This window comes from Arachidicoccus terrestris (assembly GCF_020042345.1).
GTDB lineage: Bacteria > Bacteroidota > Bacteroidia > Chitinophagales > Chitinophagaceae > Arachidicoccus > Arachidicoccus terrestris.
Genome location: NZ_CP083387.1, coordinates 3933151 through 3948653 on the forward strand (window position 1 = coordinate 3933151; position 15503 = coordinate 3948653).

A 15503-nucleotide genomic window follows, 5' to 3' on the forward strand; every position below is an offset into this window, starting at 1 on the left:
TTTGCAGTCCATTAAACAACTAAAAGATATTTTTATGTGTGGAATTGTAGGATATGTGGGTTCAAGGCAAGCCTATCCCGTCGTGATTAAAGGACTGAAGCGTCTCGAGTATCGAGGTTATGACAGTGCAGGTATTGCGTTGCTGAACGGAGGTATTAAACTGTATAAGAAGCAAGGCAAAGTAGCCGATCTGGAAAATTATACTATTGGCAAATCTCTGGAAGGCAATACTGCCATTGGCCATACCAGGTGGGCGACCCATGGAGAACCCAGTGATGCTAATGCACATCCCCATCTCTCAGGCAGTGGCGAAATTGCCATGATCCATAACGGTATCATCGAAAACTATGCTTCTCTGAAAGCAGACCTGTTACAAAAAGGTTACCGGTTTAATAGCGATACGGATACAGAAGTGCTGCTCAATTTTATTGAAGATATCTATAAGAACAATGGAGGGAATCTGGAAGAGGCGCTTCGTATTGCTCTGAAAAGAGTTGTGGGCGCTTATTGCATCCTGCTGATTGAAACCAGTAACCCTGACACAATTATCGCTGCCAGAAAAGGAAGTCCGCTGGTAATCGGTATCGGTAAAAATGAACACTTTCTGGCGTCCGATGCTACCCCTATTGTGGAATATACCAAGGAGGTCGTGTATGTTAATGACTATGAGATTGCTATTGTAAAGCCCGATGAGCTGATTTTGAAAAATCTGGGTAACGAGAAACAGACGCCATTTATAACAAAACTCGATTTGGAGCTGGACACCATTGAAAAAGGAGGCTATGATCACTTCATGCTTAAAGAGATCTTTGAACAGCCCAAAACTATTTTGGATTGTTTAAGAGGGCGGCTCAATGCAGAAAAGGGGACCATCCAGGTAAGTGGCATTGAAAACTATCTGGATGAGATTTCTAAAGCGAACCGTATTATTATTATTGCCTGTGGTACGAGCTGGCATGCCGGACTGGTCGCTGAATATATTATTGAAGAGACTTGCCGCATACCGGTTGAAGTGGAATACGCATCGGAGTTTAGATATAGAAACCCAATCGTTCACAAAGGGGACATGATCATTGCCATCTCCCAGAGTGGTGAGACCGCTGATACTATTGTAGCTATTGAAAAAGCTAAAGAACAGGGGGCAATTATTATGGGTATTGTCAATGTGGTTGGTTCTTCTATTGCCCGTATTTCACAGACAGGTGCTTATACCCATTCAGGTCCGGAAATCGGAGTGGCGAGTACGAAAGCATTTACCGGACAGCTGGCAGCCCTCATGCTGGTGGCCTTTAAAATCGCCCATCACAAGAATACCATTTCGGAAGAGCGCTACCGTGAGCTTTGCGCTGAATTGGCCCTTGTGCCAGGCAAGGTAGAGAAGATCCTGGAGCAAAATGACGCTATTAAAGCGATAGCCGAGACATTGAAGGACGCCTCGGATGCGCTGTTTTTGGGAAGAGGTTATAATTTCCCGATCGCCCTGGAAGGGGCGCTCAAATTAAAAGAGATTTCTTATATCCATGCAGAAGGTTATCCTGCTGCGGAAATGAAGCACGGCCCGATTGCATTGGTTGATGACAAGCTGCCGGTCATCTTCGTGGCCACAAAGGATATCTACCACGAAAAGATCATTAGTAATATGCAGGAGATCAAAGCCAGAAAAGGACAGGTCATTGCCGTCATCAATGAAGGTGATGATGTCACGCCTGCCATCGCTGATAGTGTGATCATGATTCCTGAGGCAGATGAGATTATCGCGCCGATCTTAAATGTCGTTCCTTTACAGTTACTCTCCTATCATATCGGTATCGCAAGGGGGTGCAATGTGGATATGCCGAGGAATCTGGCTAAGTCCGTTACTGTAGAATAGCATGAATAATATGGCATCGAAACATAGACACAAAAATACTGGCAGCAAGTGGAAGTGATATCTAACAGTATTCTAAAAATTATATTAACAGTAGCACGTTTTTGTCAGAAGTTCAGATTCCATATGAGCCGCTGACAGGCGGATGCTGTTCTGTTAATACAAATACCTATCGAATGAACAATATTACCAAATTGCCCCTGGACTCTCTGGGTTATAATTTTATAAAAAAGCAGTATCTGCCAAAAGGGAAGGATGAATATTACCTGCGTAATCTCCAAAACCGGAACGGTACTAAATACAGGCAGCTATCTGCCTTTGAAATAGAAGTCCTCGTTAGAAACAGAAACACCAGTGATAACTGGAATAACATCCTGGTGTCTGATCATTTTAATCCGGAATTGGTTAAAAACTGTAAGTTCTACGGATTGGTCCGGATCGGTAAACTAGAGCCTTTTTTCTTGAGTTTCAGTGATCTTAAAGTAGCTGTCGGGCTTTATGATTCAACGATTATCAGCAGTGATATAGGCGATAACAGCGTCATTAACAACGTACATTACCTTTCGCATTATATTATTGGCCAGGAAGTGATCCTCACCAATATTAATGAGATTCAAACCACAGATATCTGTAAGTTCGGTAATGGGATTATTAAGGAAGGCGAGCAGGAGTCTGTCCGGATCTGGCTGGAGATCTGTAATGAAAATGGTGGAAGGAAGATATTGCCTTTTAACGGGATGCTGCCGGGTGATGCATGGCTCTGGAGCAAATACCGTGATGATGATCAGTTGCTGGAACGCTTTAAACAATTAACGGAAACGGAATTTAAAACGGCAAGGGGGTTCTATGGTAAGATTGGTGACCGCACGGTCATTAAGAACTCTAATATTATTAAAGATGTCTGGATAGGTTCAGATGCGTATATAAAGGGTGCTAATAAATTAAAGAATCTGACCATTAATTCCGGAGAAGAAGGGCGTACACAAATTGGAGAAGGCTGCGAGCTGGTCAATGGTAGTGTGGGGTTTGGTAGCCGCATTTTCTACGGCGTCAAAGCCGTACGCTTTGTCACGGCTTCCCACACTCAACTCAAATATGGCGCCCGTCTGATCAACTCCTATATGGGCAGTAATGCGACGATTTCTTGTTGCGAAGTGCTGAACTCTCTGATCTTTCCTGGGCATGAACAGCATCATAATAACTCATTTCTATGTGCTTCGACTATAATGGGGCAAAGCAATATTCCTGCCGGAGCCACCATCGGGTCAAATCATAATTCCAGAGGCGCAGATGGAGAGATCGTGGCCGGTAGAGGATTCTGGCCGGCTTTATGTGTTTCGCTCAAGCATAACTGTAAGTTTGCCAGTTTTACCATGTTGGCAAAAGGAGATTATAATTATGAATTGAATATACCACTACCCTTCTCATTGATCAGCATACATCCTATTACCAATTCTTTGATCATTATGCCGGGTTATTGGTTTATGTATAACATGTATGCACTCAAAAGAAATGCATGGAAATATGGTGACAGGGATCAGCGTAAACAAAAGCCCCAATATTTAGAATTCGATTTTCTGGCACCGGATACCGTCGGAGAGATTCTGGAAGCAATCAGACTGCTGGAAAAATATACCGGCCGCGCTTATTATAAGGCGGAAGGAACCACAGAACCCGACGAAGAAGCTTTGATCTTAAAAGGAAAAGAGCTATTAAATGATCGGGTTTTTCATATAGAATCCCTGACCATTTTAGCTGATGGCATTGAGAACGCAAAAAGAAATGTGGAAATTATCAAAGTACGTGGTGCTTATGAGTGCTATCAGAAAATGGTTCGCCTGTATGGCTACCGTCATTTATTTTCCGAAGATCGATTGGCTACTGCAAAAAACCTGAAAGCATTACTGACAGATTTGCCTTCTGCTCCTAAAAGACAGATTTGGCTGAATGTCGGCGGGCAGTTGATTCCTGAAAAGAATGTAGAAAGTCTGAAAGACCGGGTTCGCAATGGCAAGATTCATACATGGGATGAGCTACATGATTTCTATACTGCTCAGGGCGAAAAATATCCCGAACAAAAAAGAATAGACGCGTTAGCTGCCCTTACTGAGTCCTTAGGAATCTCTCTGCGGACTTTATCCAGAGAGAAATTACAGGAATTGGCTACAGATTATCTAGAGATCCAAAAGTGGATGGTCGATCAAATCGTGACTTCCAGGAAGAAAGATTACTCTAACGCCTATCGGAAAATGATGTATAGTAATCAGGAAGAGATGGAAGCGGTCGTTGGCAAGCTGTCTGATAACGGATTTATTAAAGATCAAAAAAAAGCGCTTAAACAGCTGACTGAACAGTTAAGTAGGTTTATTGGCTAAAAGAATACTTTGGTATCTATAACAAAATAAAATGGCGACGCAACAATTTTGACCCTGTTGCGCCGCCATTTTAAAGGAGAATCTTATCCGGCTAAAGAAAAATATTAGCTTATCTTGTCATTTACTTCTTTTTCAATAAGTTGAATAAAGGTTTCCAAATCCTGACTGCCTAATTCACCGGCGGATTGTTTACGGACTCCTACAGTTTGGCTTTCCATTTCCTTCTCTCCTACAATCAGCATATATGGAATCTTCGCCAGCTCCGTGTCACGGATCTTACGTCCTATCTTTTCACTTCGCTCGTCGACACTAGCACGGACATTTCTGGCTTTTAAGGTTTTTTCCACTTCATAGGCATAGTCATTATACTTATCAGAGATAGGTAATATCTTTACTTGTGTCGGTACCAACCATAATGGCAGTTTACCGGCACAGTTTTCAAGTAAAACGGCTACAAACCTTTCCATGGAGCCAAATGGTGCCCTATGAATCATGACCGGCCTCTTGCGGGTATTATCGCTGTCAATGTATTCCAGTTCAAAGCGTTCGGGAAGATTATAGTCTACCTGAATGGTCCCCAGTTGCCAGCTTCTACCCAGCGCATCTTTGACCATGAAGTCCAGTTTGGGGCCGTAGAAAGCCGCTTCTCCGTATTCCACAATAGTAGGCAGGCCTTTTTCTGCGGCTGCTTCTTTGATCGCTTCCTCAGCAATATCCCAGTTGGTTTCGCTGCCTATATATTTACTGCGGTCTTGCTGATCTCTTAATGAGACCTGAGCGGTATACTCTTTAAAACCAAGAGAATTAAACACATATAATACAAGGTCAATGACCTTTTTAAATTCATCTTTCACCTGATCCGGACGGCAAAATAGATGCGCGTCATCTTGGGTAAAGCCGCGTACACGGGTCAGGCCGTGCAGTTCTCCTGCCTGTTCATACCTGTAAACAGTGCCAAACTCCGCAAAACGCACGGGAAGATCTTTATAAGATTTAGGAGAGGTTTTATAGATTTCACAGTGGTGCGGACAGTTCATCGGCTTTAACAGGAATTCTTCTCCCTCATGAGGAGTCTTGATGGGCTGAAAGCTATCTTTACCATATTTCTCGTAATGACCAGATGTTTTATATAGGTTGATATTACCGATATGAGGTGTGATAACCGGTAAATAACCACTCTCAATTTGTGCTTTCTGCAGAAACTGCTGCAATCTTTCCCGGAGCATAGCCCCATTGGGCAGCCATAGTGGCAGGCCCGCTCCCACTTTTTCCGAGAAAGCAAAAAGCTCCAGTTCTTTACCTAATTTACGATGGTCACGTTTTTTTGCTTCTTCCAGAAAGGTTAGATAATCATCGAGATCTTTTTTAGCAGGGAATGTAATGCCATAGATCCTGGTCAGCATTTTATTTTTTTCATCTCCCCTCCAATACGCTCCGGCAATATTGGTTAGTTTGATGGCCTTGATGAAGCCGGTATTAGGGATGTGCGGGCCACGACAAAGGTCCGTAAAGTCTCCTTGGGTATAAAAAGTAATGTTTCCATCTTCCAGCCCCTCAATAAGTTCGAGTTTATAAGGATCTTGCTTTTCGGTAAAATAAGCGATAGCGTCTGCCTTGGGAACCGCCTTTCGGCTAAAGCGTTCCTTCCTGGAGGCATGTTCTTTCATTTTTTTCTCGATGGCTTCCAGGTCCGAATCGGTAATTTTCTGATCACCAAGGTCAATATCATAGTAAAAACCATTTTCAATGGGCGGTCCGATGGCGAATTTGGTATCAGGATAAATGTCCTGGAGCGCCTCTGCCATCAAGTGAGCGGAAGAGTGCCAGAATGTGGATTTACCACCTTTATCTTCCCAAGTCAAGAACTTGATATGGCTATCCTGGGTTATCGGGCCAAAAGCATCTACAACTTTGCCATCCAGCTCAACTGCCAGTACTTTACGCATCAGCCCCTCGCTGATGGATTTTGCGATATCCAATCCTGAAATGCCGCTCTCATATTCACGTACAGCACCATCAGGAAAAGTAATATGAATCATAATCAATAGAATATAATACCCATAACGTGCCAGTTTTAATGGCTGGACCAGTTATGTATCTGTTTTTAAAAAGTGTTCAAAAATACAACTATGCCGTGAAATCCAAGCGAACCGGCCCGATATAATTAACTGAAAACTGCAACCATGACCGCTCTTCTATAAACGGGCGAATGAAATGGAATCTTCCACAGAGCCGCAATGGAGCATACCGCTGTGGTAGGTGGGATCTTTGGTGCCGAAGTAAGGATTGATGATTTTGGAGGAATCACTCAACCAGAACCCTTCTTCGTCTCCATTGAATGCCATGGGGCACTTTATATGATAAATGGTTTTTCGGTCGTATTGGACCGTTCTGAGCAGGTTATATAGTGCCTCGGTTGTCGTGTAGAAATCTCGCCTTTGCCCTGATATCGCCGTATCCTTAATAATGCTGGTACAGCCATCCTGTATGGATTTGCCATAGCTCTGCGCTGTTTGTATCAACAGGGAATCAGCTTTGAGTTCTGTATAGGGAACGGCCGCCGCCAATTTACTAAGGGAATCTGCCATCTGGCCAATGGAATCTGCAGGGGCCCAACGTACCAGGCCATCATGCAATGTATAATAGGCATCTAACATAGCATCCAGGCTTAGGTTAAGTTTATCTGTATTCTTACTGATCTTCAGCGGAATCTCTTTGTCTTTTTCCACATCTTTGTTTGTGCTTTTTGCATAGAAGATATATGCAGCAAAGCATACAACCAATGCCAGAACGATGAAAACTCCTTTTTTTAGCATGATATTGGTTTTTTCGGTGATTTGAGGCCCATTGGTCCGCATATTTGCGATACGTGAAAACGGAACCGTCACGCAAAAGTACGTCAAAAATAAGGGATATAGTACGGAATCGCTCTATAGACGTTATCAGCGTGACATTTTTTGTTTAATAAGGTCATTTGAAGTGGAATATGCAATATGACCAATTGTTCCACGGTTAATAAGCGATCCAACGGACTGTATCTGGTGGATCTTGCTATTGTATATGAAATGTTATAATCTCTCTGCCCCCGGTATTTAGGTAAAAATAGATTTGTCGGACCTATTATAGTTAAGTAACTTTACAAAGTTAATTAATAAATAAAATTTACTATTAATATAATGGATCCTGCAATCAACCTCAATGACGCTGATTTTAAATTATCCGTAGGACTGTATAATGTACTCGGTAAATTGTTACGAAAATTAAGAAAGCAGTCAGGGAAGCAGCCTTTTTCGACAACAGAACAGGCCACCATGGCTCTTTTAGATAGCAATGGACAAATGTTGCCGTCAGAGCTTGCCGATGCCCATCATATTTCGGCTCAGGGAGTTTCTCAAATTGTGAGCCGTCTATATGAGCAAGGTATAATGGACAAACATCCGGACGGGGCAGACAAAAGAAAAGTTTATCTTTCTCTTACCAAAAAAGGGCAGCAGGAACTTCTGGACATCCGGGTATCTCGTAGTAAATGGCTTTCCGGTGCTGTTAGTCAGCAGTTAAGTCAAAAAGAAAAAAATACAATCAAAGAAGCTGTAGAGATTCTAGGCCGGCTGGCCGACAATTAATGCAGATTATTATAATGGCGTTTTAAACCGTTTTATGCAAGTTCTTCGCTCTCTTTCGTCTAAAAATTTCAGGTACTTTGTTAGTGGGCAATCGGTTTCTATGCTGGGTACATGGATGCAGAAAGTTGCCGTCAGCTGGATTGTCTATCAATTGACACATTCTGCATTTTTTCTGGGGTTAACCATGTTCGCCAATCTGATACCGTCCTTAATCCTCTCCCCATATGCGGGCAGTTATGCAGACAGGCACAATCGTTACAACATTCTTTTGATTACCCAGATCCTGTTAATGATACAGGCTGGTCTGTTCACTTTGGTGATTTATTTTAAGCTTGACAGCATAGCCATTATACTTGCTTTAAGTTTAATGCAAGGCTTGATTAATGCTTTTGATACAACTGCCAGACAATCTCTCTTGGTCAATATGATCAATAATAAAGAGGATCTGCCCAACGCGATAGCCATTAATTCTTCCATGGCCAATCTGACCCGGATTCTGGGACCTGCATTAGGGGGCATTTTGTTAAGTACGCTGGGAGAGACATCTTGTTTTCTGATCAACTTCATAAGCTATTCCTTTGTTATTTACTCACTTTTAAAAATGAAGCTGAATCTTCCGCCATCCAAAAAGCAAGAGGTCAGGATCTGGCGAACGCTGAAAGAAGGGCTTCGTTATCTTAAACAGGCTCCTGATTTGTCTTCGCTGATTCTTTTGATGGCGGGTTATAGCCTTTTTGTTATTCCATTCAGCACATTGTTGCCCGTATTTGCTAAAGATGTTTTTAACGGAAATGCCGGAACCTTCAGTTGGTTTGAAAGTGCCGCGGGTATTGGCGCCTTACTGGGTACAGTTTATTTCGCCGGCATTAAGCCGAATAGGAACATTATCTCTATTGTTATTTACGCCAGCCTTATTTTTTCTCTGGGGGTATTATTATTATCCGTCAGTTTTGATTTGATGCTGGCACTCACATTTACTATGGTCACCGGAATGGGCATGATGACGCAGACAGCTGCAATTAATACATACTTGCAAACCCATGTCAGCGATGAAATGCGTGGAAGGGTTATCAGTTATTTTATTATGGGCTATCAGGGTATCATACCAGTCGGTAGCCTGTTGATTGGTATACTGTCTTCCAGCTTTGGACCTAAAGTAACTGTATGTGTGGCCGGGATATTAGGCGTTGTAAGTACGATGGTTTTTGTTTACTTCAAATACAGAAGCCGGCAAGATAATAATATCACCTATTCGGCTGTGCATTAAACCCTACTGTAAGTGCACGGGCAGTTTTTATATGTCGCGGGATCTCTGTTTGTCGAACAGGCGGCTGGTCATAATTTGATCTGTCATGTATTGATAGGTACTGTAGGCTTCGAGGTCTCCATTCAGTAGATTCAGATGTTTTTCAACTGTAGGTATATCTTTTCTGATGGCGGGCCCTGTCTGTAGTGTGAGTGGACTAAGGCCTTCTCTTGCCAGCCTACAGGCAGTTTCTTCGATGACAGGGAGCAGGCTTGAGAAGTCCAGCTTGCGCTCGCGGCAAAAGTTCTCGGCAAGCATATAAAAGTAGTTCGGAAAATTGCTGCAGAAAACTGCGGCTACATGTAACTGCATACGCTGTGTATCATTTGCCCATCTGAAACTTAGACCAGCCCCGGTGCATATATTTTCTAAAAACAATTTAGCATCTGTTGTATTGCTATCCAGATAAAAGGGAATCTCAGGCACGACAGACGTTTCTTTTCTAAGACTCTGCAAAGGATATAATATACCGTAACGGTTGAATTTGTCTTTAAATATGTCAATGGAGACCCCGCCTGCTGTATGTACAATCATAGCGCTGTCGGGGATTTTGAGTTTGAGTAACAGCTTTGAAATTTCCCGATCCTGTATGGAAATAATATATAAGTCAGCATCCTGGCTTAACTCTTCGGGGGCTAAGGTATAGGGGCAAAGTAACTCTTCGGCCAGATCTTTTGTGGAGGCCTTTGATCTGCCCAGTACCTGAGAAATAATAATACCTTTGCTACGGAATAGCCTTCCAATATTAGTGGCAACCCCTCCTGAGCCGATGATGATTACTTTTGCAGCTTTCATTGTATCTTGAGAATGAGTGAATTGATCTAAAACGTAAAGATACGACGAATTTTATCCACCACTTTCTTCCATCAATTTATTCAGCGTCTCCTGAACTTGTTTTTGGTAGGTGATCGATACGGGTATTGTCTTATCGCCGATAGTAATCGTATTTTTATTCCAACTGGTCACTTTTTCAATGCTTACAATATAGGATCGGTGTACCCGCATAAATTTTTCCGGCGGTAATTTTTCGGTCACAACCTTCATACTCATATGCACAAGGTAGGGCTTTGGTTTAACATTGATTTTAATATAGTCATCCAATGCCTCGATATAGTCGATATCTTTATAGCCGATCTTCAGCCATTGATAATTGTATTTTACGAGCAAAAAACCTTCTTCCGCTTCCTTGGTCTGCCTGAACCCAATTAACTCCCTGGCCTTTTCTGCTGCCGCCTGGAAACGGCTGAATTCATATGGTTTTACCAGATAGTCTACTGCATTTAGATTAAAACCTTCCACTGCATAATGGCTATAAGCAGTCGTGAAGATTACCTCTGGTTTTAACGGAAGCTCTTTATAGAAATTTACGCCATTGATATCCGGCATCTGGATGTCCAAAAAAAGCAGATCGATGCTATTATTTTCCAAATACTCTCTGGCCTCCATCGCATCTGAAAATGTCGCATCAATTTCCAGCCAGTCCAATTTTTTAGCGTACTGCTCTAACAGCTGTAATGCTAATGGCTCGTCATCTATTGCGATGGCATGTATAATGATGCTCATGATATAATTTTTTGAATGTTCAGCATTTATTGGGTCTTTTCTATCCAAAATAGCACTATGCCTGTGCAATGATATCCAGTTCCAGATGAACTCTGTATTTATGATCGGTGGTCGTGATCTGCAGTTGATAATTCTTTTTATAGAGCAGATCCAGTCTTCTACGGACATTAACAATGCCAGTACCCGTACCTTCAGGAGCATTTACCTTAGGCAACAGGTCGTTGACGCAGGTAAAAACGAGTGTATTGCCTCTCACCCTTATACCTACTTCAATTTGGGTATTTTGTCTGGCACTCACGCCAAATTTAAAGGCGTTCTCTATAAAAGGAATGAGTAGCAAGGGGGCGATCCTTACCTGCTCTCCTACTGTATCCACTTTAAATACTATCTGTACCTTGTCCGTTGACCGGATGCGCTGAAGTTCCAGGTAATTGTTGATGAAATTGACTTCGTTTTGTAACGGGACATACTCACTCTGGGATTCTTCCAGCGTATAGCGCATAATACCAGACAATTTCATGACGGCATCAGAGGCTTTCTCGTTGCCACTCACCGTCAGTGCATAGATGCTGTTGAGTGTGTTGAACAGGAAATGCGGATTTACCTGCGAACGTAACAAAGAGAGTTCAGTTTGTAATTGCTGCTTGGAGACTTCTTCTTTGATCTTTTCTGCATATAACCACCGGGCCATCAATTTAGAGACGCTGCTGAATGTGAAGGCCAACAGGAAAAGTACGATTGGACCTAGCCGGAAAAAGTAATACCACCTCCAACCGCGGGGTCTGCCATGCCGGCGATTAAAATAGGCAATGGTTTCTGTTGAATTTGACCAGATCAGGTAGTAAAAAGACAGATACACTAGGAATGCCAGCAAAATCAATAAGAAATATAGCAGGAGCTTCCGTTTACCCAATAGTCTCGGGATCAGCCAACCCGAATTGACATAATAAAAAGCGACAAGGTATAATATAGAGAAGATATATAATTCGACAAACCTCGTACTCTGAAAGGCAGACTTGTCTCGGTCAAAAGGGAAGAATAAAAAGGGCAACATTAAGAAGCAGGCCCAAAATACTAGGGTGAGAACAGACTGTAATATTCTATTTTTTCCGGTTTCCATAGGGTATGGATTTGAACGGGAACCAAAGGTTTAAAATTGAATTAGTATGACTCTTCCTGGCTGGGGAAACTGCCGGATTTTATATCTTTAATGTAGTTTTGAACCGCATCTGTTACCTGTGTTTGGAGATCCAGGTATTTTCGGACAAAACGGGGATGAAAATCCTGGTTGATTCCCAGCATATCATGCATCACAAGTACCTGACCATCGCAGCCGCTACCGGCACCGATACCGATGGTAGGGATCGTCAGTGACCCGGACACTTCAGTAGCCAGCCTTGCCGGGATTTTTTCGAGTACTGTGGCAAATGCGCCTGCCTGTTCTAGTGCCAGCGCATCTGTTTTTAATTTTTCTGCTTCGCCGTCTTGTTTTGCTCTTACGGTATAAGTGCCAAACTTATAAATGCTTTGCGGTGTTAGTCCCAGGTGTCCCATTACCGGAATACCGGCGCTCACGATTTTTTTGAGGCTATCTACTATTTCGACACCACCTTCCAGCTTAATCCCGTGGGCGCCGGACTCTTTCATCATCCGAACAGCCGATGCCAGCGCAATTTCCGGATTCGACTGGTAGGCACCAAAGGGCAGATCCACCACCACCAACGCTCTTTTTACACCGCGAACAACTGAACTGGCATGATAGATCATCTGATCCAGGGTAATGGGAAGGGTGGTCTCATGACCGGCCATCACATTGCTGGCGCTGTCGCCTACCAGGATAACTTCCATACCCGCTTCGTCAAAAAGCCGGGCAAAGGAATAATCATAGGCTGTGACCATGGAAATCTTCTCTCCTGCTGCTTTTAGCTTTTGCAGGGTATGTGTGGTCACTCTTTTAATTTCCTGGGTTGCTGCTGACATATCATTGATTTGTGATGAATAAATGAATAAAGTTTAAGGCATATTATCGAGGAGTACTTGTAATTCGGCATCCGTCTTAATCAATACATCCCGGGCCTTGCTGCCCTGATTGGCGCCTACGATGCCTGCCATTTCGAGTTGATCCATTAGCCGGCCTGCACGATTATAACCAAGTTTCATGCGCCTTTGAATGAGTGATGTGCTACCGACCTGGTTTTGCACAATGAGTTTAGCAGCATCTTCAAATAAAGGATCTCTATCTTCCAGATCGGATCCTGAGCCAGTCCCCATTTCTTTTTCATCGATGTATTCCGGCAACAGGAATGCTTCCGGATACCCCTGTTGTTCTCCGATATAATCACAGATCTGGTCTACTTCAGGAGTATCTACGAAGGCACACTGTAAACGGGTGATCTCGCCATTGTAGCTAATGAGCATATCGCCCTTACCGATTAATTGCTCAGCGCCTCCCGCATCAAGAATGGTCCGGCTATCGATCTTGGAAGAAACTTTAAAAGCGATACGCGCCGGAAAGTTGGCTTTAATTGTACCGGTAATGATGTTCACAGAGGGACGCTGTGTGGCAATGATCAGATGGATACCCACAGCTCTTGCCAGTTGGGCCAGTCTGGCAATCGGCATTTCGACCTCCTTGCCAGCGGTCATGATCAGATCAGCAAACTCGTCAATCACCAGCACGATAAATGGCAGGAACTGGTGCCCTTTCTGCGGATTTAATCTGCGTTTGACAAATTTTTCGTTGTATTCTTTAATATTTCTGCAACCTGCTTCTTTAAGCAGGTCATACCGGTTATCCATCTCAATACAAAGTGCGTTAAGCGTGGTCACGACTTTCTTGGTGTCGGTAATAATGGCTTCTTCCTCCCCCGGCAACTTAGCCAGGAAGTGGTGCTCAATGGTGCGGTAGATGCTTAACTCCACTTTTTTAGGATCTACCAGGACAAACTTCAATTGAGAAGGGTGTTTTTTATAGAGCAGGGACACCAGTAATGCATTGACGCCGACAGATTTACCCTGCCCGGTGGCGCCCGCCATGAGCAGATGTGGCATACTGGCCAGATCTACGATAAAGTTTTCGTTATTGATCTTCTTGCCGATGGCGATCGGTAAAGAGAATTTGTTATTCTGGAATTTCTCAGATGCGATCAGTCCGCGCATGCTTACAATGGTCTTATTCATGTTAGGCACCTCAATACCAATGGTCCCCCTACCGGGGATGGGGGCGATAATACGGATGCCTAATGCTGCCAGGCTAAGTGCGATATCATCCTCCAGGTTTTTGATTCTGGAAATACGGACACCGGGTGCCGGTACAATCTCATAAAGTGTAACGGTCGGGCCGACCGTAGCTGAGATCCGCTGAATATGAATGTCATAGTTTTTAAGCGTAGTGATAATCTGGTTTTTATTTTGCTCCAGTTCATCCGGATCATGGACCGATTTTTCTGAACCGTGCATTTCCAGCATATCGATGGTCGGATACTTGTAATTGCTCAGATCCAATGTCGGCTCGTAGTCGCCCTGTGCCGTAAATTTGGCTTCGGGACTGCCCGGTCCAACAATGATCTCAGAAGGCACCTCCTCTACTTCTTCACTGATCTCTAGCTTAAAATCTTCTGGATTGGCATTTTTGTTTCTGTTTTTAGCTAAGGTGTTCCCTGGTAGGACAATGGTCGTTGAAGTGTCAGCATTAGAGCTGTCAGATTCCGGTGCCATGCTACCCTCTTTAATTCCTGCTGCCAATTGCTCATTTATGGTCTTTACCTCTGACTGTTTTTCTGAAAGTGATAATCCAAGACCGTCTTCTTCAGATGCTTGATCCGGCATGGTCACGGTAACACTTCCTTTGCCGGCGTTTTTCAGACGATTGCCACCTTCAGCAACACCCGGTTTTTCAATGTAAAGAGAGGCATCAGCGTCATCATCTTCCGTTACTGATGTATCAGTGTCGATTTCATTGTCATGAATGAAGTTGTTATCTTTCTGCTTACGACTGCGTGTGCCGGTGCCCTCTGAATCGCCCTCTTTTGTATCATTGTCAGTTGCTTTAAAGTCAGCGACACGTTTCTTGAACCATTGCAGGCTAAACGACGGATCAAAACGCCAGATAATATAAAAAGCAACAGCCAGGATCAGGATGCAGACTGTACCCAGTGAGCCGATCCATTTGATCAGCCAGGCCGAAATAAGTTCTCCTGCCCCACCGCCCCAGGCAAAGCCGGTATGCAGGAACTGATTGTTTAAGAACGCCAAGGCTACACTTAGGATAAGCAGCCCAGCTATCACGTATTTGATATTACGCTTGAGGCTGAAGATCTTTTTGCCAGACATCAAATTGACACCCAGTACAAAGAATGTGGTGCATAATAAAAAGGATGCCAATCCGAAGCCATTGTAAATGAGGTTGTGGGATGTGTAGGCACCCAATACCCCAAAGAGGTTGGAAACTTTTACATCTTCTGTACTAAAGATCTTAATGCCAAAATTAACGACTTTGTCCTGATCATCCTTCCAGCTGAAAAGATAAGATGCAAAGGATATAAAAAGGAAAAAACCGATAAGCAGCAATGTAGCTCCTACAATTTTATAGGTTCGTTCGTCTTTTACAAGTTCTGACACAGAAACCTGCACATCCGGCTCTTCTTTGAGCTGCGTGGCTGCTTTCTGTTTAGAGGTTGTTTTTAGTCTATTCGCCATAGGACATTTATACTCAATAAAGCGGCAAATTACCAAATTTGATGCGAATATGACGCCTTGTGGACAACCTT

The 15503-nt window shown here is 43.3% G+C and carries 11 protein-coding genes; 4 read left to right on the plus strand and 7 right to left on the minus strand.

Annotated elements, in window-relative coordinates; all coding sequences use genetic code 11:
* The first annotated feature begins 34 nt into the window (after positions 1-34).
* Both glmS and K9M52_RS15395 read left to right on the plus strand, forming a co-directional pair.
* On the plus strand, positions 35-1870 hold the full coding sequence (gene glmS / locus K9M52_RS15390) for a glutamine--fructose-6-phosphate transaminase (isomerizing) (protein WP_224069320.1): 1836 nt from the start codon (positions 35-37) through the stop codon (positions 1868-1870).
* Between the two features lie 173 nt (positions 1871-2043).
* The gene (locus tag K9M52_RS15395; RefSeq protein ID WP_224069321.1) at positions 2044-4242 is read left to right on the plus strand and encodes a DUF4954 family protein; all 2199 of its coding nucleotides are present in this window, start codon (positions 2044-2046) and stop codon (positions 4240-4242) included.
* 104 nt (positions 4243-4346) lie between these two features.
* Here K9M52_RS15395 and thrS read toward each other — a convergent pair whose 3' ends face one another.
* Both thrS and K9M52_RS15405 read right to left on the minus strand, forming a co-directional pair.
* Positions 4347-6281 carry a threonine--tRNA ligase gene (thrS, locus tag K9M52_RS15400; RefSeq protein WP_224069322.1) on the minus strand — a complete coding sequence of 645 codons (1935 nt, stop codon included), beginning with the start codon at positions 6279-6281 and terminating at the stop codon, positions 4347-4349.
* A gap of 156 nt (positions 6282-6437) precedes the next feature.
* A complete protein-coding gene (locus K9M52_RS15405; protein WP_224069323.1) occupies positions 6438-7058 on the minus strand; it encodes a hypothetical protein in 621 nt (206 codons plus the stop codon).
* A gap of 360 nt (positions 7059-7418) precedes the next feature.
* Here K9M52_RS15405 and K9M52_RS15410 point away from each other — a divergent pair, with 360 nt between their 5' ends.
* Together K9M52_RS15410 and K9M52_RS15415 are read left to right on the plus strand one after the other, a co-directional pair.
* On the plus strand, positions 7419-7865 hold the full coding sequence (locus tag K9M52_RS15410) for a MarR family winged helix-turn-helix transcriptional regulator (RefSeq protein ID WP_224069324.1): 447 nt from the start codon (positions 7419-7421) through the stop codon (positions 7863-7865).
* A gap of 34 nt (positions 7866-7899) precedes the next feature.
* Positions 7900-9132: an MFS transporter gene (locus K9M52_RS15415; RefSeq protein WP_224069325.1), complete on the plus strand. Its 1233-nt coding sequence runs from the start codon at positions 7900-7902 to the stop codon at positions 9130-9132.
* Between the two features lie 27 nt (positions 9133-9159).
* Here K9M52_RS15415 and K9M52_RS15420 read toward each other — a convergent pair whose 3' ends face one another.
* Genes K9M52_RS15420 through K9M52_RS15440 form a run of 5 tightly spaced genes read right to left on the minus strand, consistent with a single transcriptional unit; the run spans position 9160 to position 15432 of the window.
* Positions 9160-9966 (minus strand): Rossmann-like and DUF2520 domain-containing protein, encoded by an 807-nt coding sequence (locus tag K9M52_RS15420; RefSeq protein ID WP_224069326.1) that lies wholly within the window; start codon positions 9964-9966, stop codon positions 9160-9162.
* A 51-nt stretch (positions 9967-10017) separates the two neighbouring features.
* Positions 10018-10734, minus strand: coding sequence for a LytR/AlgR family response regulator transcription factor (locus K9M52_RS15425; RefSeq protein WP_224069327.1), 717 nt, complete (start codon positions 10732-10734; stop codon positions 10018-10020).
* Positions 10735-10789: 55 nt separating this feature from the next.
* On the minus strand, positions 10790-11854 hold the full coding sequence (locus K9M52_RS15430) for a sensor histidine kinase (protein ID WP_224069328.1): 1065 nt from the start codon (positions 11852-11854) through the stop codon (positions 10790-10792).
* Between the two features lie 41 nt (positions 11855-11895).
* Positions 11896-12714 (minus strand): 3-methyl-2-oxobutanoate hydroxymethyltransferase, encoded by an 819-nt coding sequence (panB, locus tag K9M52_RS15435; protein ID WP_224069329.1) that lies wholly within the window; start codon positions 12712-12714, stop codon positions 11896-11898.
* Between the two features lie 33 nt (positions 12715-12747).
* Positions 12748-15432: an FtsK/SpoIIIE family DNA translocase gene (locus K9M52_RS15440; RefSeq protein WP_224069330.1), complete on the minus strand. Its 2685-nt coding sequence runs from the start codon at positions 15430-15432 to the stop codon at positions 12748-12750.
* Positions 15433-15503 lie beyond the last annotated feature (71 nt).

Bases quoted from the DNA above. Each gene is read 5' to 3' on its own strand.
- K9M52_RS15430 (WP_224069328.1), bottom strand. From the start codon at position 11,854: ATGGAAACCGGAAAAAATAGAATATTACAGTCTGTTCTCACCCTAGTA.
- K9M52_RS15425 (WP_224069327.1), bottom strand. From the start codon at position 10,734: ATGAGCATCATTATACATGCCATCGCAATAGATGACGAGCCATTAGCA.
- K9M52_RS15405 (WP_224069323.1), bottom strand. From the start codon at position 7,058: ATGCTAAAAAAAGGAGTTTTCATCGTTCTGGCATTGGTTGTATGCTTT.
- K9M52_RS15440 (WP_224069330.1), bottom strand. From the start codon at position 15,432: ATGGCGAATAGACTAAAAACAACCTCTAAACAGAAAGCAGCCACGCAG.
- K9M52_RS15395 (WP_224069321.1), top strand. From the start codon at position 2,044: ATGAACAATATTACCAAATTGCCCCTGGACTCTCTGGGTTATAATTTT.
- thrS (WP_224069322.1), bottom strand. From the start codon at position 6,281: ATGATTCATATTACTTTTCCTGATGGTGCTGTACGTGAATATGAGAGC.
- panB (WP_224069329.1), bottom strand. From the start codon at position 12,714: ATGTCAGCAGCAACCCAGGAAATTAAAAGAGTGACCACACATACCCTG.
- glmS (WP_224069320.1), top strand. From the start codon at position 35: ATGTGTGGAATTGTAGGATATGTGGGTTCAAGGCAAGCCTATCCCGTC.
- K9M52_RS15420 (WP_224069326.1), bottom strand. From the start codon at position 9,966: ATGAAAGCTGCAAAAGTAATCATCATCGGCTCAGGAGGGGTTGCCACT.
- K9M52_RS15410 (WP_224069324.1), top strand. From the start codon at position 7,419: ATGGATCCTGCAATCAACCTCAATGACGCTGATTTTAAATTATCCGTA.
- K9M52_RS15415 (WP_224069325.1), top strand. From the start codon at position 7,900: ATGCAAGTTCTTCGCTCTCTTTCGTCTAAAAATTTCAGGTACTTTGTT.